The sequence below is a fragment of the Sedimenticola hydrogenitrophicus genome, assembly GCF_029017505.1.
GTDB lineage: Bacteria > Pseudomonadota > Gammaproteobacteria > Chromatiales > Chromatiaceae > Sedimenticola > Sedimenticola hydrogenitrophicus_A.
Genome location: NZ_JAQGEI010000001.1, coordinates 214,954 through 233,813 on the forward strand (window position 1 = coordinate 214,954; position 18,860 = coordinate 233,813).

An 18,860-nucleotide genomic window follows, 5' to 3' on the forward strand; every position below is an offset into this window, starting at 1 on the left:
CTTGCCGGTGTGCTTGGCTCACTCGGACTGGGCGGTGTCGAGGCACAGCCCGCCAGCACCGCAAGGCAGACGCCCATAAACCCTGATCGCATAGTCTTCACGTCGTCGTTCTGTTCTCTGATCTGTTCTTGTGCCGGCGTTGTAAGCGCCAACGGCTTGCCAGCTATAGCCGAACTGCCGGACGTTCCCGGCCAGGATCCACGCACCTACACCGATGTTGAGGCAGGGGTCCAAGAGGTCTTCCGGCTCGATGCCGTACTGCTCCAAAACGGGAATCCACCAGGAGTTGATCTGCATCAGCCCGATGTCAGCGGTATCGTTCCCATTGACATGCACCACGCCTGGGTCGAGTCCACTCTCCACCTCGGCGATGGCCCGCAGGAGCGCCGGCGAGATACCGTACCGTTCGCCGGCCTCGCTGAAGCATTCCCTCAGCTCGTCGGCCTGGCCCGTGCCGGCAACCAGCAAAGCTATCGCTGCAACCAGGCCAAGCACTTGCCGAGGCGCTTCCATTCCTGTACGACATCACGGGATAGAGAGACGGCCGGTGCGTGTTCCTCGACGGCCCTGTATAGGGCCTCCGCGGCTGCCAGTGCTTCACGCACCTCCGGGGGGAGAGAGCTGGCTGAACCCGGCTTCTGGCCGGGATCAGACAAAGGCGCAGCATTCTTCGACTGGCACATCCTGCTTTCCTCGTAATGCGTGGAACCCATCCGGAAATCACGTTCCGGGTACGAGGTGGCATGGTCTGGAATGCAGAGGGCGGAAGGAAGGGGAAACGTTATGGGATTTCTGAAGGGATTAGTTGCGGTTGGAGCCTTCAAACCCCTCTGCAGTAGCACAATAAGCGCGACACCGCTTCCGAATTTATTGCTGAGGTATCTCTAAGAATGCTATGAGCTGGTGTTTGGGCGCACATCTGTTCCTAGTTGTCTGTAAAAAATTCCTATAATATCTTCAATAGTTCACAAAACGTCTTATTTTTGAAAGCTAAAACAGTGACTTATCGAAGAATCGTTGTCTGATAATGTGACCCATGGCTTGAGATTAGGAGGTAATCAGCAATGGGTGGCAATGTCATCAAGTTCCCACAAGGAGCAGGGCTTATGCGACATACGAAAAAGAATCATGAGGAGTTGCATGAAGAACGCGGCCGTCAAGCGGGGCGCGTACTTGCCAGCTCGCGGACACGGTTGTCCTGGGAAGACCGCACTTCGATAGCGCGGCGGCTGCATGACGAGATCGTCCGTTCAGGCATCAAGCCAGGGGACATCGCGGCCGCTGCCCGGCTTGGTAATGGCACGAAGGAACTGAATAAGCTTGCCATGAAGGCGGATAAGGACCCGAAAAAGGCGCAGCTCTTGGCCTACCCGGACCGCTACTACGACGTGATGAAGGCGTTAGCACGGCTCACCCGCCAGAACGTTCATCTTGTCGTGGACCGCCTGACGGTTGGCACTTCCGTTCACCCAACGCGCGCTGAGCAATTGAGTGATGTCGAGAAGACCATGCGGGCGCTTGAGCTTCTTGGTGCACGGGTCGACAAGGAACTTGGTCTGTTCGAACAGTACCGCCAGACATTTTTTTCGAAGCGCGAGTTCATCAGGCGAGGGGACTTGCGGAATTGGCCGTTCTATCCGTTCGATGAACACGACATGCCAAAGGCACCGACTTTGGCCGAACTCAAATTGACTAAAAAGGCCCTCAAGGCTTTGGGCTTCGGTAGTGCGGAACCATCCACCATCCTGCTGAAGGACATAGACAAAGACTTGTTCGATGAAAGCATGTGCGAATATATCAATGAGCGCCTTGAGCAATACCAAGATCAGCTTGAGTGGTGGTCCAAGTTGCGCGACGGATACTTCTCATTCTGGAACGGTGACCAAGACGACTATGCCCAGTGTATAGAAATCGAAGCGCTGGCATTTTTGCCACACGTCTACGTGGGAATGGTCTTCGATTGGTCGGCATGGGGCGTTTCTAATGACGAATCAGCCATACGCCGATATCGCCAAGAGGCGCTTGAAGTAGCAGACCAAGTACCCGAGATTGCACTGGCGGATGATACTGGAGAACCACGAATGCGGCTGCCCAGCAATCCGGATTTCTATGCGTGCGACCATACGTGGCTGATCCTCTATCCTGATCGGCGGTTGACAACGCTGGTGCCGGTCCTCGTCCAGACCGATGATTGCATTGGCTCTCACATGGTACGGTGTACCGTGAGCAAGTTGATTGAACTCCAAAGTGCCGGATACATCACGGATACGCCGATGTCTGGCTACGAGCGATTGGTCCAGATCATCGGCGAGAGGATGCCTGACGGTGAGTACGCCTTGGTTGATTCCTGGCTCAAGACGGGCCGCAATCTTCGGTTCAATCCGTACCTTCGTGTTGCAGAGCAGTCCTATGAGGCACGCAAGAGCAGGGACGAGATGTTCACGGGAGGGCGGAACGATGAGAACGGTTGATCATGGACCTGAGGACGTACGCAGTGAGATCAGTATGTCGATGCATATTCAGCAGCGTCTTCGTCAACGTGGTGTGAAGGAAGATGACCTCGCTCTGGTTTGTGATGTCGGCGAGACATTTTCGGATGGGTATATGATGACCAAGCGTGCTGTCAGCGAGGAGATCAGCCGCCTTAAGGCGGAGATTCAGAGGCTAGAGAAGTTAAAAGGGGTGATGGTGATTGAGCAGCGAAACACATTGGTGACGGTCTATCGGCCGAACCATACAAAGTGTCGTCTGGTGCTCGAACACGGCAAGAGTATCAGTCGAAAACACAAGGAGTGTAGCTATGCACCATGACCAGGAAAACAAGGCAATTGAACAATCCTTTCGTCAGCTTTTTGCTCGGTGTGACGGCGTCGTCGGCTCTGAAGCAAACTACCAGGCGGCGTTGGCCGTTGAACTAGAACGCCACTTCCCTGGCAGAGTGCGACGCGAACGGAGATTACAGGCCACTGGTCGTGGCGGGGTAGATGTTGTCGTCATTGATCAAGATGGTAATCCGGAATTTGCGTTCGAGCTGAAGGGAGGCGCATATAACAGCCGTAATGCACTGCAAGATGTTTTCTCGTCTACGGGTAACTGCTCCGATATGCAGAGGCTCGCAAAAATCGATCTTTATCCAGATAAACGCTGGCTTGTCGCGGTGGATGCTGTCGAGTTGTGTCGCTCGCTGCCTTACCAGCAGCAGCTCAAGGCTGCCGAAGCTGCAGCGTCAGCAGGGGTCAGCTTTGCGTACTACGGGCATCGAGACGAGTCGTATCTACTTGCTCGTCCCGGGAGCAAAATCCGTTACCTGGATGTGGTGTCAGAGATGCGGCCGGCCGGTAAGCCTGTGAACATTAATCGATTGCTAAAGCCGGGCCTTATTACGGAAGCGCTGGGCGCTGTGGTTGACTCTGTTGAGCTGGAAGCCGATTTGGTGAGTGTGATCTATAGTGCGTTGTCACGCGATGGTTACTCGCCATCCCAAATGGCGCTGGAAACCTACTTTGGCTTTGCGCCGGGTCATATGGCCCAGCGACCTGACTTGTGCCTCTTTGAACCCGAGATCGAAGGCCACTTCAACCTTTACCCTCGTGGTAACGTGGCGCTGAGCAATGATTCGTTAAAGATCCAAACGCTGAGGCTACTGGTTGAAGTGAAGGGCGGGATATCGTTGCTACGGACTCGGGACCAGACTCTCAGTAAGGTCTACCTCGGCGACATCGAGAAGCTGGCTATGTGGCGCACTCTGATCGACAGAGCGACCACAGACTCCCATATCAGATCACCAGACAGGTCCTTCTTGTTCATCGGAGCAGACATGCGCAGGACGCCTCTCAGTAATGAGATCATTGAGATGCTTTCGATGGTAGCGAACAGAGCCGGCGTACACTTCATGTATATCCATATGCCGCTCGAAAGCTGATTGGAGGGTATTATGCCAAGACGAAACAGAGTTGATCCATTTGGTAACTTGTATGCAGTGCCGCAACGAGGAACTCTTATGGGGAACCGAGGATGCCTGCATTCGCCGAAGGGTGAGATCGTGCGTAGCTACAATCGGAAAGAGTGGGTGACCTGTTTATTAGACTACCGAGGACGTCATCGAACCATAATGGAACCAAGTCGATATACAGAGCTGTTCTTCCTCGATGAGGCCACCTCATTCGCTGCAGGGCATCGGCCATGCGGCACTTGCCGACGTGAGTCGCTCCATCAGTTTCGTGTCGCATGGACGGGATCCGATGCAGACCCCGCAGCCCAGGGCGCAGAGCTCAAGCGGATCGACTCCGTGCTTCACACGCAACGACTAGATCGCAAACGGCAGGTGTCACATCTTGGGGATCTCCCAGAAGGTGTCTTCGTTCAAATGGAACCTGGTCAACGGGAGGTATGGCTGTGGTGGCGGAGTCGCCTGTTGAAATGGTCTTTCGACGGTTACACTCCCGAGCGCGAGGCCCATAACAACGACCAGGTCGATGTCGTAACACCGTGGTGCCTAGTCGAAGTCTTGAGGGTAGGTTATCCGGTTTCAGTGCACACTAGTGCCGAGATCAATCGATTATAGGCGGTAGGTAACCGGTCGCTCACAGTCGGGCGCCAGGAGTTGCCGGAAAGCGGCATCTGGAACGAAAAAAGAACCCCGCCAAGCACCCGAAGGTGCCAAGCGGAGTGAAGGTCAAGACACCAGCTTCTTGGCCAAAGCCACCTCGATGGAATCCCCGTCCTGATTGAGGATGTCGAGTCCGGTCTCCGGCATGTCACCGGAGGTGGACTGGCTTACCGCGATCTTCTTGGCCATGAGCGACAGGCACGTCATCTGCGCCGTCTCGCCGTAGCCGAGAAAATACACGTCCACCGGTTGCTTCTGGCCGATCCGCCAGGAGCGGCGGGAGGCTTGTTGCAACGTGTACACGTTGTAGCCGGTCTGCATGAACACGATGGTCGGGAACTCCAGGAGATCCAGACCGGTCTTCACCAGCTCGGGGTTGGTGACCAGCACATCGATGCCGCGGTCGACCTGATCGAAGATCCAGTCTTCCCGCCGGCTCGTGTCGATGCTGGCCCTCAACACCGCAGCCTTGAGGTCGTGGCCCTCCAGCAGGCCCTTGAGCCGGCTGGCGGTGTCGCGGGTGCCGGTGTAGGTCGTGTAGACCAGCACACGGCGGCCGCGGGCCTTCTCCTCCCGGCAGATGCGCAGCATCTCCGCTTCCTTGGGAGACGGTGCCTCGCCGAGGATCGAGGGCACGAACGCCAGCAGCTGCCGGGTCCGCGGGTGCCTGACCACTTCCTCGCGGAAGCAGGTGTCGGGCCAGGCCAGCAGGACGTTGAGCACCACGCCCAGCAGGCTGTTGTCGCCCTTGCGCAGGGCCTCCTTAAGCTCGGCCGTGAGCGTGGACTCCAGAGCCTGATACCGCTCGGCCTGGTCCGCAGCCAACACCACCTCCTGGAAGTGCTCGCTGTAGGGCGGCAACACCTTGTCGCCGATATCCTTGAGCTTCAGGAAGGCCGTGAACGGCAGCACGTAGCGGGCGATCCCCTTGGGTCCGAACCCCGGTGCCTTGACGGTGCGCACGGTCATGCGCTTGCCGCGGGCGGTGCGGTGGTTGTCCCCCTCGGACTCCTTGTAGATGTCCTTGAGGATGCCGTGGTCCCGCATGAAGGCCATGCTGGCGCTGCCCAGGGTGCCCTGGCCGTTGTAGCGGTAGCCGTCCTCGATCATCCGTCGCGGCATGATGCGCCACAGCAGGTAGAAGAGGTCGTCGGCGTAGCCGCCCATGAGGGTGCCGGTCAACAGCAGGACCTTGCGGACCTTGTTGGCGAGCACGCCCATGGCCTGGCCCTGAGCGGAACCGTCGTTCTTGTACTCATGGCCTTCATCCACCACGAGGAGGTCGAAGTACCCGTCCGGCAGGTAGCGCTTGATGAACTCCGTCGGTTGATAGCCACCCTGGCCGAAGGAGAACTCCAGGTTTGCCATGGCACGTTCCATACGCGCCGCCTGCCGATCGGAGAACACCAGCTCGCCGTCAGAGTCCATCAGATTGATGAACTCGTGGACATTGTCCGCAAGCATCCCCGACAGCAGGTTTTCGCCGAAGGTCCGCACCAGCTTGTCCGCCGTCTTGGGTCCGATGGTGGGTAGCTGGCACATGGCCTCGGTCACCAGCTCACGCCGGTTCTTTTGCCTGCGGCCCGGCCGCATCAGGGTCCACAACGCTTCGCCGCACTCCCGGCAGCTCTGGCGCCGTTCCTCCGGGAACAACTCCGGCGGCACCGGATCGCCATCACCGTTGACCACCGTCGTCCCGCAGGCGGGACAGGCGGCATAGCGCACGCTACGCACGAAGGTAGGCGAGTGTTCGTTGCCCCGCTCCGTGTGCTCGCGTATATGCAATTTGCGAACTGCATACGCGGGCTTCCAATGAAAACCCATGCGCATGCGTACGCGCCCGATGATGAAGAACTCCGGACCCTGGTGGGCCGGCGACTCGTCCAGTGCAGCCCGCAACTGCAACAGCTTGCGCAGCGTGTCCGGGCCATTGAGCACCCACACTCGGGCGCCCGGCACGGTCTCCAGGATCTCCCGCCGCCACTTGTAGACCAGGTGGGGCGGGGCGATCACCAGGGTGCGCCGGTAACCCTCGGCATGCAGCACCGCGGCGGCGCAGATGGCCATCATGGTCTTGCCGGTACCCATCTCGGCGTTGATGACCGCGGCCTGTTCGGCCTCGTCCACCAGCAGCCGGGTCACCGCCTGCACCACTGCCCGCTGGGCCGGAAACGGCTTGCGTTTGAGGAAGTCCGTCACCGCATCGCAGCGCGTATCGGGTGTGCCGTCGTAGACCGGCGGGTTTTGCCGGGTGACCGCCTCCAGCAGGCCGTCGCCGAAATCGGAGACGAACTGGGACAGCGGGATGACGTTGGAACCGTCGATTTCGAGTTCAAGTGTTTCTGCAATTGCGTTCATGGTCTGCTCCTTTCAAGTTAAAAAAACGGGCAGACCATCCCCCAGGGGGCTGAATCCGCCCCGTGAGGGTTGAGTGACAAAATGGACCGGCGATTCCCCCTACAACGTAGGAATCGCTGCGCCTGTTGCACGGTCCGGCGAAGGCGCTCGGGCGCAGGTGTACGACCTGCAAAGGTGCCGCTGAAACGCAGCGGCTACGGTTAAAAACCTTTCCCCAGCACCGCGGCAGCGGTGCTCGGGAAAGGCCCCGCGAGTGCGGGGCCGGGTTTTCATTTCAAACGGTATAGGCCGCGTCTACCGATCGTATTGCGAATACGTTGCAGATCTGCCTCGACATCACGCAGCTCGACAGGATAGCTCGCGCGTTCCCAGCAATAGCCGAGTTCGCTCTTCCAGCAGCGACCGAAATGGCGCCGCGCCTTCTCCAGCGCCTCGCGTTGATCGGGTGGCAGACTGTTCATCACGCTCCCTCCGCGATCGCTTGCAGGGCGGCCTCGTAGGCCTGATCCAGCTCGTCCCAGTCGATGCTCCCGCCGCGTTCCTCGCCCCGGTGGTAGGCCTCGACCAGCAGTTGAACCGTACGGAACGCCGCCTCTCGGCGGCGCAGCGCCTTTACGCTGGTGTCGGCTTCCGGCCAGGGTTCATCGGAACCCAACGTCTGCTCGACCGTGAATTGCAATGGCTCGCCGGCATCCCCGTCTTCCTCGTAGTCGTCGTATAGAAGCGGGGTTTCAGCGGTGTCTTGCCAGATCTCGCCGTCGTCGAACAGCTGCTCCGCTTTCGCGGTCGCTGCCTCCGGCGTCTCGGCCTCGATGCCGACCATGACCCTGTGCTCGTAGGGCAAGGTGTATTGAATGACGTATTTCATGATGGTTCTCCTGGTGGTTGAAAACAGGAGAGACCTCACCCCGCCGGGGAGAAGGTCTCCCCAGTGGGTTGGCTATGAACTCAACTCATAGCGTTGTTGAAGTGAGATGCCGGTATTGGATGCCGAAGCGTATGGCGGCCAATTGACCGCCCAGATGGACGACCGCTTCGGAGCCAAAGTCGTCACGCATACCGAAGACCTTGTACTCCACCAAGGCGCCAACGGCTTCCGTCTCGGTCAGCAGTCCGGCACCGCGCATGCTGCGGATCAGTCGTGGATAGCGGCGCCGAATGTCATCCCCCAGGGTCATGGTCAGTCCTCCCCTGGCAGCATGATGGTGATCACCGGTTCGCCGGTATCACCCGGTCCACAGACCAACTTCAAACTCGTCAGTCTTGCCTCGACGCCCTTGCCATCGCGGGGTACACGATAGAGTTGGTACTCGAGTTGCGTGCCGCTGTTGGCGCTGCGGATCGCGACGAACGCCATCCACAACACGTCCCACAGGCGACCGGACTCGTCCTGATAGACCTGGCGGTGGTTGTCCTCCTCAGACCAGGCGACACAATCCGCCCAGGCCGTTGAGGTCATGGCCACCGGCCAGCGGAAGCCGGCCTCGCGAGCCGTCTCCGATACGTCCACCAGCACTCCATCCTCGATGGCCTGGGCGCGGGTGTAGCGGTAGATGACCTCACCGAACAACTCGGTGACCGTTTGATTTTCGTTCATGATGGTTCTCCTTACGTTTGATGGATGGAGAGACCACCGTCCCCACCGGGGACGAAAGTCTCCCCGGTGGGGTGGAACAAATGGATGCCGCAGGGGGCATCCCAAACTAGTCGATCAGCTGCAGTCGATCAGCGCCGATCGCTCAGCCGGCGGCCGTCAATCGGTGTTCCCGGATCAGTCGGCTGACCACGTTTTCAACCTCATCGTCACCCAGATCCAGTGCGTAGGCGGAAAGGCCGACGCCCTGGAGGTTCCTGATCCAGCCCGCGGCCTGGAAGGCCTCGAGCAGGGTGTCGCGCCACGCGGGCAGCAGCGGCAGGTGACAGGTCTCGGTGACCAGCGACCACAGCCGCTGTCTTAACGACGTCTCACTTTCGGCCGTCGAGCCTTCCCCGGGGTGGTAGAGCAACAGCGCGCGCCGGTTGGCGCGATCCGGCTCCACCGCCAGGCGGTCATACAGCCACAGATGGACCAAGCTGCCGAAGATCACCTGCGGCGGTGTGCGCCCGGAGTCGTTCATCAGCCGTTCCGGGTTGCCCACCTGCATGAAGGGCATGCCTTGACCTTCCAAGCGGAAGCTGTCGAGACCGCCTTCGTGCACCGGCAACGACAGCCGGGCGCGGAACTCCTGTATGGCGGTATCCCGCCCCCATAAGGACAGGAACAGCAGGTTGTGCCCCTCGTCGGTCAGCGCGGCATCGGCGTACAGGCCGGGCGTCTCGGTGATGGGCATGAGCACGGCTGTGCTCGGATCATGATGATTGCGTTCAAGCATGGTGTTGTCTCCTCTCGGTCATTGGTTGATAGGCCGGGAAGAGCGTTCCCGCAGGGGAACGTCTTCCCCGGCGGGTGGTTGATGCCCTTTACAGCAGGCCGCGCTCGGCAAAAGAGACGATGCCTTCGCTGCCGACGACGAGGTGGTCGAGCACGCGAATGTCGACCAAGCCCAAGGCCTCTCTCAGACGGCGAGTGAGGGCCTCGTCCGAACGTGACGGTTCCGCCACGCCGCTCGGGTGGTTGTGGGCGAAGATGACGGCGGCCGCGTTAAGTTCCAGGGCCCGCTGTACCACGACCCTGGGGTGTACCGACGCGCCGTCGATGGTCCCGAAGAACAGCTCCTCGAACCCCAGCACCCGGTGCCGGTTGTCGAGGAAGATGGCTGCGAAGACCTCGTTGCGATAGCTCTCGAATACGAGCTGCAAGTACTGCTGCGTGTCCTGTGGGCTCGACAGGAGCCTGCCGCGCCGGTGACGCGCGCGAAGGATCTTGAGCGCCAGTTGGACAAGTGACGCCTGCTCGGTTTCGCTGAGGTCCGAAGGTCGGATCTGTGTGAAACGGTCGCTGGCACCAGTGTTTAAAGGCAAGACGTTTTGCATTGGGGTGACCTCCACAGTCGAAAACGCGGAGGGACCCTCCCCGCCGGGGAGTAGATCTCCCCGCGAGGGTGGCTGCCGCATACCAAGCTGCGGCGGTTGAGTTAAAGCGCTACCGGTACGTCGACACTTGCCAACTTGCACACATGCCCAATGGCAAAACCTATGGGCACGGTCTTGTCGGTCACATTGACAATGCCGGCGGCTACCAATGCCTCCAGCATCCCGGTGTTTTCCGAATAGTCCTTGACGATGATCTCGTCGCTGGACAGGGGGACCTCAGGGACGTTGACAGTCGCGCAAGCGATTGGCGAACCATTCTCGCAATCAAACAATGCGATGGCCGGACGCCCGTTGCTGTATGTTTCCAGTACGGCCTTGCACAGCCATGTCTTGAACCGCATGACGCCAAGTACGTATTTACTCATGGAGCACCTCCTTATCAGTGGTTGAACAGTGAAGAGGAGGCCTCGCCCTGTCGGGGAAGAACGCTCCCCGTTTGGGTTGAGATAGAACGAATGGACCGGCGATTCCGCTACTACGTAGGAATCGCTGCGCCTGTTGCACGGTCCGGCGAAGGCGCTTGGGCACAGGTGTATAACCTGCAAAGGTGCCGCTGAAACCGCAGCGGCCACGGCAAAAACCCATCTGTCTTAAACCCCATCACTGAACGATGTTGAGGTTTGAGACAGACGCCGCCGACCGGCGGCGTCATGTCATTCCTTCGTCAACGGATGACCACGACCTGGCCGAAGCTCGGGCTACCCGGCGTGAAGTCCAGGGCCCGGATCACCGGCACGAAGCGGTCGGTCAGGATGCGGGTCTCGGTGATCTGTCCGTTGGACTTCTCCTCGACCTCGACCTTGGCCTCCTTCTCCTTGTGGGTGTCGCCTTTGATGACGTACACCCGGCCGTCGGCGGAGCGCACCACGCCGGACACCTGACCAGCGGCCAGGGCCAGCGCCAGGTGCCAGTCGGAAAGCGCCCGCAACGGCCGGCGCAGGCCTCGCCCGGTTCCGCCGAACACCAGCGCGAACCGTTCCCACAAGCCGCGATGACGCATCAGCTCATCGGCCAACTGGCGCCGGTCCATGCGCGAGTAGACGAAGGTCGCCTCGCCCAGGGGCGCCGTCGGCACCACATAGGGCGCATACGGCCAACTCTCCGGTAACACCGGGGGTGGCTGATCAGCGACTGCCTCCAGCATCGCGCGGGTCTCGTTGATGCCCGTGGCGCCGGCGGTGCGGCGTCGAACGCCGAACACCACCACCTGCTTGAAGCGCTGCTCCGGCGCCAGGAACACCCGCACCTGCTCGAAGTGGGTGGCGATCCAACCCGCCAGTTCGCGGTCCAGGCTGTAGCCGGGGATGATCAGTACCAGCACACCGCCGAAGGCGAGCCAGGAGCTGGAGAGGCTGTAGAACAGCTTCTCCAACCGGGGACGGCCCTTGCCCGTGTAACCGGCCAGCGCTGCCTTGTCCGCCACCAGGTCGCCATAGGGCGGGTTGAGCCACAGCAGGCCGAACTGACGCCGGCCGACGATGCAGTCCTGAACGTCGCCGTGGATGCAGCGGTCCAGGATGCCCTTGGCATGCCAAGCCCGTTCCTCGTCGTATTCGATACCGAATGCCTCGGTACGATCGGCACCCAGGTGGTGCTTGCATTCGGCCAGGGCCACGCCCTCACCACAGCAGGGATCGAGGACGCGAAGTGGCCCCGTATCCGCGGGTTGTATGGCCGACAACACGCGTTGCGTGGTCTCGGCGTCGGTGGGGAAATACCCGTTCTTGATGAAGTTGCGCGCCAGGCGCTGGAACATTAAAGCCATCGTGCTTCTCCTTACGTTGGTTGTGACAAGGCCGGAGAAGCGCACCCCCGTCGGGGAGTACGCTCCCCGGCCGGGTTGGGTGGTTAATGGATCGATGGAACGGGTGATCACCACCCGGGGTAGTTGAGAAAAAGCTCCGCGATGATCCCCGCATGGGGCTCGTCCAGCTTCGAGGCCAAGTCGCAGAGGTTCGGGAAACCCGCGCGGACCAGCAGCGACTGGCCCCACTCGGCGTTGTAGAACGAGCACATCGCGGCGAGAAACGCCGCTTCGCCGCGGCTGCGCGCCGTGAGGGTCTCCTCGATCAAATCCCAATCGGGTTCGAGTTGACCCTTGTGCGTGGCGGCCTCGACGGTCGGGGCCTTCAGTTTGAAATCGCCTGGTCCGGCCAGCTGCACGCCGCGCTTCCAGGCAGCGAGGAATCGTCGCTCGCGTTCACGGTAGTCGTACATGACATCCTCCTTGTGAACCCATCCGGGCCGGGGCTTGGCGCCCCGGCGCGAATGAGTGGTTCTGGTAGTCAGAGCACTTCGCCGAGCATGCGACGGGGCACGCGATAGCGTCGCCCGCCGTAGTCGCCCGTCAGCGGGCGCAGCGAGGAGATGACCACCCACGGTATGGTGGAACCCTTGATGCCGACCTTCTGGCCGATCTCGACCTTGCGGCAGCTGTCGTGGTGGTAGGCCCGGACCGCGGCGCGCCAGTCGGCGTTGGCGACCGGCGCCATGTCCAGGTACTTCAACGGACAGGAGTAGTAACAAGGATGCATGGATTCCTCCATGTCCTTGTACCCCCAGCCGCAGCCTTTATGCCTGGCGAGCAGGTGGCAGGCGATGAACCGCTTGCGTTGCGGCTCCTGCTTGTAGGTGATCTCGATCACCGACCAGAGCACGTTGCCGCGTACGCAGTGGGCGATGGTCTCCCAGCGCCGCGTCTCGTTCTCTTCCGGTGCGGTCAAGTCACGAATGACGTCCGCCTTGGTGGCGTCGTATGTGAAGAGCCATCCCATGGTGTACCTCCGCTGAATTTAGTGCGGGGACACCAGGGCCCCGAGGGGCATGGCGATGCCCCGCGGGATTGATGAAGGAAAGAAGGTGCGGCGGCCGGAGAGCCGCGCGCGTTCCTACTTGAAGTAGATGTGAACCCCCTCGATGCCGTGCTGATTCAGCCGCTCGACTTCGAACTGGGGGAACTGTGCAGCGTCGATGGTCACGACATCGGGAATCTCAATGGAGACATCGCTGCGCTCAGGAAGCGGATCGATGCCGGACGTGATACCGATTGCGTGTACGTTGCTGTGATCTTGCAGCACTGCCTGGTTACGGGCTGTATGTGACATGAGCTTCTCCTTGGTTGGGGATGCCTCCACGACGGAGGTCCCCAAAGCGACCTGCAGGAGGTCGCTTTGGTGGACCCCCGCAGGGAGGCGGAAGACCGCCCAGGAGAAACCGACCCCCGGACCGGGAGAGGAGACTCCCGGACGGGGACGTTGAAAAAATGGCCGACGGTGCCCTGAGAAATCGGGACCGCTGCACCTCCTTCCCGGCCTGGCGAAGGTGCTGATGGGCGCCTGTCCACGGCGGGACAGGCAAGGGTGCCGGCGAGAGGCCGGCAGGGCGCGACTGTGAGTCGCCACCACATTCGCTGGAACCTTGCCGCAGGACTCGAGCCACTGCATGAACAGAAACGCAGGGACTGGAGTCCTTCGGGAAGGCCCCGACTGGGGCGCTTCTTGGGTCAATTCCGTTTCAAGTACGCCGTTGTCGGGCGGTTGCCGAGTTGGGCGTGTTCGACCGGTCCTTGACCGGTAACCCCGCGCGAGGAAAACAGCGCGGTCCTCGCGTGTGACCTGGCTGTCTTGTGTCGCCGGACCCGTATTCGGGGTGGCGGGTCCCAATGAATCAGGCGCAATCTATCCGCACAAAGGGACCCGCCATTTCCCGACAGCGGGTGGCCGGTGACGTTTGAGACGGAAGACCTTGCGGCCTTCCCGCAACCCCCTTGTCGGAGGCTCCGGGAAGGCCACAGGGCCTTCCACGTTCACCGGACCGGAACCGCGAAGCGGAAGGGGCGATACGCCCCTTCCGATCGGCCGCGGTCAGGCCGCTTCCTCTTCAGACGGTTTTTCCCAGTACTGGCCCAGGGGCTGGAACAGATAACCCAACTTCTTGAGTTGTTCCTTCTGGCGCCGGAAACGAGCGCGATCCACGGTGGGATCGAGTTTGACCTTGCCTTCCAACGGCCACAGTTCACCGAACAACTGGCTATCGGGGTCGTCGTCCACGGTTGTCCTGTCGCTCGATGCAACGAGGTCCAACTTGGTGGCTGGTGCCTCCTCGATGGGATCGGGCTCTGTCGCAGGTTCCACATCTTCCGCTGTGAGTGCGTCGATCCCGGCCAGTGCCATGGTTTCCAGTGTGGCCCGGACTTCGACGACCAGGCGTCCGCCGGCGAGGTAGTAAGAGGGATAGATGCGGCTGATGCCGAAGTCCCCCTCGTACTTGCCTTGCTCGTACTGATCCAGGAGCGTCTCCTTGACGGAGAACTCGCCGAGGTCGGTGACCAGCCGGCCGACATTGAACGGGCCGTTGCGGCCATCGATGGTACGTATGGTCAACACGCCGCTGAGTTTGAGCATGGTGCATCTCCTTGTGTCTTGACGAAAGACGGGGAGACGCCTCCCTTGGGAGAGTCGCTCCCCCGTCGGGATGGTGAAAAGGAACAGGGCTAGGCGGCCTGCTCCTGATCGCTGGAAGGCAGTGTGACCGGTTCGCCGTCCACCTTGGCCCAGGTGATCTTGAGCAGCCGCGCCTTCAGGCTGACGCCGGTCTGGCCCTGCCGCTCGCCACGCTCGTAGGTGAAGGTCTCGGCATACAGATCACCGATCTTGAAACCCACGAGCACCTTGTGATCGGCCTCCATGGCGGGCATCAGACCGCGAATGATCTCCTGTGCCTCCTTACCGGAAACCCGGCAGTCGAAGCGGGTGTACTCGACGTTGTCGGCACTGCCGTGCAGAGCGGAAATGTCCACCGCCAGAAACGCCTCGGCTCGTTCGGGTTTCACCTCCCGGACGCGGTTCAGGTAGCCGATTCCGGTCGTGTGAAGATCGAAGTACTTCGGTTGCGATGAGTCTTGCATGGTGCTTTCTCCTATGAATGAAAGCCGGAGAGAGCAGCCCCCTGGACGGGGAATGACTTTCCCCGGTAGGGTGGATGAAAAATGGATCGACGGCCTTCAAGCCGCTGCGCCTGTTGCACGATCCGGCCAAGGCGCGTGGGTGCCGGTGGAAACCGGCAAGGGTACCGTTGAGTCCGCAACGGTGGCGGTGTAACTACCTTGAATCTAACAGGGAGGACAGGTGCGTCAATGGAAAAACGTTATCTGCGATTCGATACGGTTTTTCCGTATCCAGTGTCGATTGCCTACGCTGGTGACGCAGAGCCCCCGCCAAGCAGGTTCGGATGCCTCTTCTGGCGAAGCTCGTCCACGACCTTGCTCGTAAGCTTCCATGGATCACCTTCGATTCTGGCAACGAGTTCCGTCCAGACCGTATTGAACGCGTCGATGGCATCGTTATCCGTAAATGAGATGCCGGCAGGAAGCAGCGGTGCAATGTCCTCTGTCAGGCTCCGTCCGAGCTTCTCCAGCATCCGCTGCTCGGCGACGGCGCGCGTGATTGCATTACCCTCGATGGCGAGGTAATGCGCGAAGCAGGCGATGAGCTTGTCGGTGTTCATCGAGAGTTGCCTGAGCCCCTCGTACAGATCGAACAGGTCACGGTTCTTGCGCCGCTGCAGCAGTGCTCGAAGCTTTGTGCCGAAGAGCTCCTCGGGCTCGAAGGATACTATCTCGGTGCTTGCCCGGTGCCAGCGGCTATCAACCTCGAAGGGATACGTCTTGGTGCCGTACAGGCTATGGTGCTCCCGGGTATTGATCTCGACCTTCAGTTTGAGTGTGGCTTCAGGATCGACTTCGGGCGCGAACCGGAAAATCAGGTGCATCGAGTGTCCGGCTTGGGCGCGATTGCACTTGCCCAACCAGGAGAGCGCATCACGAATGGCATTGACCGTGGAGCCGATAGCCTCCGGCTGTGTTTGAACCAGGTCGATGTCTTCCGAGTAACGCAGCGGATGGCGGAACAGCAGCTTGTTGATTGCGGTGCCTCCGCGAAAGGCGATCTTGCCCGCCAACGCCGGTGAACTGAACAGATCGCAAAGCGCCCGAGAGATAATCAGATCCTGCTCGACCTGGCGCGCGTCGGGCCAGGGCGCCGTGGCACTCCACTCCTGAAGATAGGATGTCGGGATCAATAGTCGATCTCCACGGGTTCATTGATGACGAGCATCCACTTGACGTTCCGTTCGTGCAGACCGGCCAGGGATTCGGTGACCGGCTTGACGGAGGGGTCCAGGGGCTTGATCGATTTGGCCTTCCGGGCGAATGGCTCCAGGGCCTTGGCCTGGTGCGCGTGTCCGGCGCGTTCCAGCAGATACCCGAGCCGGCGCACGGCGGCGTTCTCGTAGACCCCGGCGGCATTCGCAAGCTTGCGGGGATCGGCGCCAGCGCCGATGTCCTTGGCAATCTGTGCCACGCCATTGATGCCGGTCGCCTTGTGGAAGTAACGGGCGCAATCCAGCAGGGTCAGCTCCACGCCGGCCACCTTGGCGAAACCCGCTTCGCTTTTCATCTGCCCGAGCCGATCGGGCAGGTTGGCCTTGGCGAAGGCCGCGGGAGCCTGGTAGATGAACTGGAGCCGGTGGCGGCCGATATCGAATGCCCGGAGCTGCTTCGGGACGATGACCTGAAACACCATGGCGGCCTGGTGCGAGGCGCCGTGGAAAGCTGCCGCGCGCAACAAGGAGATCCGATAGTCGAGGCCCAGGTAGTCCATCAGCGGGTCGATCCAACGTACCGGGTCGGGCGCCCCGCTGATACGATCCTCGGGCCGCAGGATCAGATAGAAGCCGCGCCGAGGACTCGCCAGGCGCTGCTTCCTGGCCAATCGACCGGCGGCGGCAAGGAATGCCTCCGCAGTCAGGCCCAGCGCCACCCGTGCCTCCTCCCGAGTGAAGTATGCACGGCCGCGGGAAAGCTGATCGTCGAGGTATCGGTCCAGAGTGCTCATTCCCCGCTTATATTCAAAAACAGACAGAAAAGCAATAGATATGCATATGATTGGGGCTGTGGGGGCGATGCGATTGGAAGCACCATCAAGATCGGATTGGCTCCATAGATCCGAGCTGGCGCCGGGGTCAATCCCGTTCATAGCCCAGCCGCTCCAGTATCCCCTCCAGGGCCTCAAGGGAGTGGAAGGTGAACGAGATCCGGCCCCCGCCACGGTCCGCTGCATAGTCGATTCGGGTCTCCGTCCCGACGATTTCACCGACCTGCTGCTCCAGGCGCACGATGTCGGCATCGCGCCGCGTGTGGGTCTCGGTCGACGGTTTGGGGTTGCTGTTCAGAGAATGAATACGCCGCTCCAGCGCCCGAACCGACAGGCCCTTGCTGAAGGTGGTCTGGGCCAGGCTGAGTTGCATGGCCTGCGGCAGACCCACCAACAGTTTGGCGTGTCCGAGACTGAGCCGGCCGTTCTCGACTTGGGCCAGAACCGGGGGTTCCAGTTTCAGGATCCGCAGCAGATGCGTTATGGCATCACGGGATCGGCCGAGTCGGCGGGCGGCCTCGATGTGGGTCAGTTGAAACTCACCGATCAGCTGTTCTACGCCGCGCGCTGTTTCCACGGGGTTGAGGTCCTCGCGCTGGATGTTCTCCACCAGGGCCTGAAGCAGGGTGGAGCGGTCGTCGGCGTGTCGCACCAGGGCAGGAACCTGCTGGAGCCCGGCCAGTTGGGCGGCACGCCAGCGGCGTTCGCCGGCGATGATCTCGTACCGCTGTGGCGCGGTACCCGGGAGGGGCCGGACGATGATCGGCTGCACCACGCCCTCGGCGCGGATGGATTCGGCCAGATCCGCCAGCGCTTCGGGCGTGAATGTGCGCCGGGGCTGGTAACGCCCCGGGCTAAGCAGATCCACATCGAGCTGCCGCAGGCCCCCCTCATGGGCCTTCGCTGCGCTGTGCCACGTGGCGCACTGATTCGGCTGGTCCATTCCGGGGGCGTCGTTCACGGCGTGGGGTCTGTTGTCAGACGCGGTTTCCATGGATACCCGAGGTGCTCGGTTGCAGGTGTCAAACCGCATCATCGTCCGGCGGATCGGCCTTGGTGCGCACGGACAGGGTGTCGACGCACAGCAGGTCCACAGTGAGATAGTCCGCATCGAGGCGCAGCTGGGTATGCTGCTCGTTCTGGTCGTCTTCCCAGGTCTCTTCACGCAAGCGGCCACGGGCGAAGATGCGGGCACCCTTGGGCAGTAGTTTTGCCGCCGCCTCGGCGCGCCAACCCCAGATGCTGGCGGTCACCCAGAAACCGCCACCGTCGGCATAGTTGCCGTCCTCCTGTTTGACACGGCGATCGAAAAAGATCCGCATGTCAGCCACGGGCCGCTTCTCGCCGTTCACATCGAAATACTTCAAATCGGGGACGTTGCCCAAATTGCCGGTACCACTGAACAAGCTACTCATTTCAGTTCCTCCTGGGGTTGGATAGTCACTACCATGGCACCACGAGCGCCTTGGAGCGCACAGCAAAAACCGTATTTCCATTCAACGCGCGTTTTCTTGTTCACAGTCGCGAAGTGCATCCAGTTTGGAAAGGTAATCGCGCAGTCTCCGCAGCTCGTGCTGGCAGGTACTGGAAGCGAGGTTCAGCTCCAGGCGCCGGCGCTCGAAACCAAGGAAGAGTCGTCGCACGGGAGTGGGCAGTGTCGCTAACGCAAGCCGGCCCCGAGCGGTGGTGGTGAGTTCGAAAAACACCGGAACGCCACTGTCGCCCGCATCCCCACGCCAGCGCAGATTGAAGTAACCGCCGTTGTGGTGCACGGCCAGGTATGCGATGCGCGGCGCCCGAAAGGTCGCCTTGAACTCCGAGGCCACGGCGCGCATCCTTCGCTCGATCTCATCACGCTGCCGCTCCAGCTCGCGCAAACGCCTCCGGGCTCCCCCCTTACCCTTAAAGGGCATCAAAGGGCCCTTTGT

Annotated in this window: 21 protein-coding genes and 2 pseudogenes; 3 read left to right on the forward strand and 20 right to left on the reverse strand. The window is 60.9% G+C overall.

Annotated features, from left to right (window positions below; genetic code table 11):
* Positions 1–18: 18 nt before the first annotated feature.
* Positions 19–495 carry a lytic transglycosylase domain-containing protein gene (locus O9K64_RS00895; RefSeq protein WP_275096187.1) on the reverse strand — a complete coding sequence of 159 codons (477 nt, stop codon included), beginning with the start codon at positions 493–495 and terminating at the stop codon, positions 19–21.
* Positions 496–1,106: 611 nt separating this feature from the next.
* Between O9K64_RS00895 and O9K64_RS00900 the strand changes: the two genes are divergently transcribed.
* From O9K64_RS00900 to O9K64_RS00910, 3 genes are read left to right on the forward strand one after another with little or no spacing between them, the layout of a single operon-like run.
* Entirely contained in the window at positions 1,107–2,471 is a 1,365-nt protein-coding gene (locus tag O9K64_RS00900; protein WP_275096188.1) for a hypothetical protein, read from the forward strand.
* A gap of 34 nt (positions 2,472–2,505) precedes the next feature.
* The gene (locus O9K64_RS00905) at positions 2,506–2,811 is read left to right on the forward strand and encodes a hypothetical protein (RefSeq protein ID WP_275096189.1); all 306 of its coding nucleotides are present in this window, start codon (positions 2,506–2,508) and stop codon (positions 2,809–2,811) included.
* Positions 2,801–3,922, forward strand: coding sequence for a hypothetical protein (locus tag O9K64_RS00910; protein ID WP_275096190.1), 1,122 nt, complete (start codon positions 2,801–2,803; stop codon positions 3,920–3,922). Before O9K64_RS00905 ends, O9K64_RS00910 begins: the two co-directional genes overlap by 11 nt.
* 753 nt (positions 3,923–4,675) lie before the next feature.
* Here O9K64_RS00910 and O9K64_RS00915 read toward each other — a convergent pair.
* The 19 genes and pseudogenes from O9K64_RS00915 to O9K64_RS01005 form a co-directional block, all read right to left on the reverse strand.
* Positions 4,676–6,967 (reverse strand): DEAD/DEAH box helicase, encoded by a 2,292-nt coding sequence (locus O9K64_RS00915; RefSeq protein ID WP_275096191.1) that lies wholly within the window; start codon positions 6,965–6,967, stop codon positions 4,676–4,678.
* A 269-nt stretch (positions 6,968–7,236) separates the two neighbouring features.
* A complete protein-coding gene (locus tag O9K64_RS00920) occupies positions 7,237–7,428 on the reverse strand; it encodes a hypothetical protein (protein WP_275096192.1) in 192 nt (63 codons plus the stop codon).
* Complete coding sequence (locus O9K64_RS00925; RefSeq protein ID WP_275096193.1) at positions 7,428–7,835, reverse strand: hypothetical protein; 408 nt, start codon at positions 7,833–7,835, stop codon at positions 7,428–7,430. The genes O9K64_RS00920 and O9K64_RS00925 overlap by 1 nt, the downstream gene beginning before the upstream one ends.
* An 85-nt stretch (positions 7,836–7,920) precedes the next feature.
* The gene (locus O9K64_RS00930; protein ID WP_275096194.1) at positions 7,921–8,145 is read right to left on the reverse strand and encodes a hypothetical protein; all 225 of its coding nucleotides are present in this window, start codon (positions 8,143–8,145) and stop codon (positions 7,921–7,923) included.
* A gap of 2 nt (positions 8,146–8,147) precedes the next feature.
* Positions 8,148–8,564, reverse strand: a complete 417-nt coding sequence (locus tag O9K64_RS00935) for a DUF6573 family protein (RefSeq protein ID WP_275096195.1) — start codon at positions 8,562–8,564, stop codon at positions 8,148–8,150.
* Positions 8,565–8,706: 142 nt separating this feature from the next.
* The gene (locus tag O9K64_RS00940; protein ID WP_275096196.1) at positions 8,707–9,339 is read right to left on the reverse strand and encodes a hypothetical protein; all 633 of its coding nucleotides are present in this window, start codon (positions 9,337–9,339) and stop codon (positions 8,707–8,709) included.
* Between the two features lie 88 nt (positions 9,340–9,427).
* Positions 9,428–9,847, reverse strand: a pseudogene (locus O9K64_RS00945) (JAB domain-containing protein); the annotation flags it as partial.
* 194 nt (positions 9,848–10,041) lie between these two features.
* Positions 10,042–10,365 (reverse strand): hypothetical protein, encoded by a 324-nt coding sequence (locus tag O9K64_RS00950; RefSeq protein ID WP_275096198.1) that lies wholly within the window; start codon positions 10,363–10,365, stop codon positions 10,042–10,044.
* 299 nt (positions 10,366–10,664) lie between these two features.
* Complete coding sequence (locus O9K64_RS00955) at positions 10,665–11,765, reverse strand: DUF6094 domain-containing protein (RefSeq protein WP_420493141.1); 1,101 nt, start codon at positions 11,763–11,765, stop codon at positions 10,665–10,667.
* Positions 11,766–11,872: 107 nt separating this feature from the next.
* Positions 11,873–12,217, reverse strand: a complete 345-nt coding sequence (locus O9K64_RS00960) for a hypothetical protein (RefSeq protein WP_275096199.1) — start codon at positions 12,215–12,217, stop codon at positions 11,873–11,875.
* Positions 12,218–12,441: 224 nt separating this feature from the next.
* Positions 12,442–12,774: pseudogene (locus O9K64_RS00965) on the reverse strand (hypothetical protein); the annotation flags it as partial.
* Positions 12,775–12,888: 114 nt separating this feature from the next.
* The gene (locus O9K64_RS00970; RefSeq protein ID WP_275096200.1) at positions 12,889–13,104 is read right to left on the reverse strand and encodes a hypothetical protein; all 216 of its coding nucleotides are present in this window, start codon (positions 13,102–13,104) and stop codon (positions 12,889–12,891) included.
* Positions 13,105–13,863: 759 nt separating this feature from the next.
* Positions 13,864–14,403, reverse strand: a complete 540-nt coding sequence (locus tag O9K64_RS00975) for a DUF3275 family protein (protein WP_275096201.1) — start codon at positions 14,401–14,403, stop codon at positions 13,864–13,866.
* A gap of 89 nt (positions 14,404–14,492) precedes the next feature.
* Positions 14,493–14,906, reverse strand: coding sequence for an STY4534 family ICE replication protein (locus tag O9K64_RS00980; RefSeq protein WP_275096202.1), 414 nt, complete (start codon positions 14,904–14,906; stop codon positions 14,493–14,495).
* 284 nt (positions 14,907–15,190) lie between these two features.
* Positions 15,191–16,078, reverse strand: a complete 888-nt coding sequence (locus tag O9K64_RS00985) for a nucleotidyl transferase AbiEii/AbiGii toxin family protein (protein ID WP_275096203.1) — start codon at positions 16,076–16,078, stop codon at positions 15,191–15,193.
* Positions 16,075–16,893: a type IV toxin-antitoxin system AbiEi family antitoxin domain-containing protein gene (locus O9K64_RS00990; protein WP_275096204.1), complete on the reverse strand. Its 819-nt coding sequence runs from the start codon at positions 16,891–16,893 to the stop codon at positions 16,075–16,077. The genes O9K64_RS00985 and O9K64_RS00990 overlap by 4 nt, the downstream gene beginning before the upstream one ends.
* 127 nt (positions 16,894–17,020) lie before the next feature.
* Positions 17,021–17,926, reverse strand: coding sequence for a ParB/RepB/Spo0J family partition protein (locus tag O9K64_RS00995; protein WP_275096205.1), 906 nt, complete (start codon positions 17,924–17,926; stop codon positions 17,021–17,023).
* 28 nt (positions 17,927–17,954) lie between these two features.
* Positions 17,955–18,347 (reverse strand): single-stranded DNA-binding protein, encoded by a 393-nt coding sequence (locus tag O9K64_RS01000; protein ID WP_275096206.1) that lies wholly within the window; start codon positions 18,345–18,347, stop codon positions 17,955–17,957.
* Between the two features lie 81 nt (positions 18,348–18,428).
* On the reverse strand, positions 18,429–18,845 hold the full coding sequence (locus O9K64_RS01005; protein WP_275096207.1) for a hypothetical protein: 417 nt from the start codon (positions 18,843–18,845) through the stop codon (positions 18,429–18,431).
* Positions 18,846–18,860: the final 15 nt, after the last annotated feature.

Coding starts and splice junctions, on each gene's coding strand:
- O9K64_RS00970 (WP_275096200.1), bottom strand. CDS start 13,104: ATGTCACATACAGCCCGTAACCAGGCAGTGCTGCAAGATCACAGCAAC.
- O9K64_RS00905 (WP_275096189.1), top strand. CDS start 2,506: ATGTCGATGCATATTCAGCAGCGTCTTCGTCAACGTGGTGTGAAGGAA.
- O9K64_RS00975 (WP_275096201.1), bottom strand. CDS start 14,403: ATGCTCAAACTCAGCGGCGTGTTGACCATACGTACCATCGATGGCCGC.
- O9K64_RS00900 (WP_275096188.1), top strand. CDS start 1,107: ATGCGACATACGAAAAAGAATCATGAGGAGTTGCATGAAGAACGCGGC.
- O9K64_RS00980 (WP_275096202.1), bottom strand. CDS start 14,906: ATGCAAGACTCATCGCAACCGAAGTACTTCGATCTTCACACGACCGGA.
- O9K64_RS01000 (WP_275096206.1), bottom strand. CDS start 18,347: ATGAGTAGCTTGTTCAGTGGTACCGGCAATTTGGGCAACGTCCCCGAT.
- O9K64_RS00910 (WP_275096190.1), top strand. CDS start 2,801: ATGCACCATGACCAGGAAAACAAGGCAATTGAACAATCCTTTCGTCAG.
- O9K64_RS00950 (WP_275096198.1), bottom strand. CDS start 10,365: ATGAGTAAATACGTACTTGGCGTCATGCGGTTCAAGACATGGCTGTGC.
- O9K64_RS00915 (WP_275096191.1), bottom strand. CDS start 6,967: ATGAACGCAATTGCAGAAACACTTGAACTCGAAATCGACGGTTCCAAC.
- O9K64_RS00935 (WP_275096195.1), bottom strand. CDS start 8,564: ATGAACGAAAATCAAACGGTCACCGAGTTGTTCGGTGAGGTCATCTAC.
- O9K64_RS00930 (WP_275096194.1), bottom strand. CDS start 8,145: ATGACCCTGGGGGATGACATTCGGCGCCGCTATCCACGACTGATCCGC.
- O9K64_RS00960 (WP_275096199.1), bottom strand. CDS start 12,217: ATGTACGACTACCGTGAACGCGAGCGACGATTCCTCGCTGCCTGGAAG.
- O9K64_RS00940 (WP_275096196.1), bottom strand. CDS start 9,339: ATGCTTGAACGCAATCATCATGATCCGAGCACAGCCGTGCTCATGCCC.
- O9K64_RS00920 (WP_275096192.1), bottom strand. CDS start 7,428: ATGAACAGTCTGCCACCCGATCAACGCGAGGCGCTGGAGAAGGCGCGG.
- O9K64_RS00995 (WP_275096205.1), bottom strand. CDS start 17,926: ATGGAAACCGCGTCTGACAACAGACCCCACGCCGTGAACGACGCCCCC.
- O9K64_RS00925 (WP_275096193.1), bottom strand. CDS start 7,835: ATGAAATACGTCATTCAATACACCTTGCCCTACGAGCACAGGGTCATG.
- O9K64_RS01005 (WP_275096207.1), bottom strand. CDS start 18,845: ATGCCCTTTAAGGGTAAGGGGGGAGCCCGGAGGCGTTTGCGCGAGCTG.
- O9K64_RS00955 (WP_420493141.1), bottom strand. CDS start 11,765: ATGGCTTTAATGTTCCAGCGCCTGGCGCGCAACTTCATCAAGAACGGG.
- O9K64_RS00990 (WP_275096204.1), bottom strand. CDS start 16,893: ATGAGCACTCTGGACCGATACCTCGACGATCAGCTTTCCCGCGGCCGT.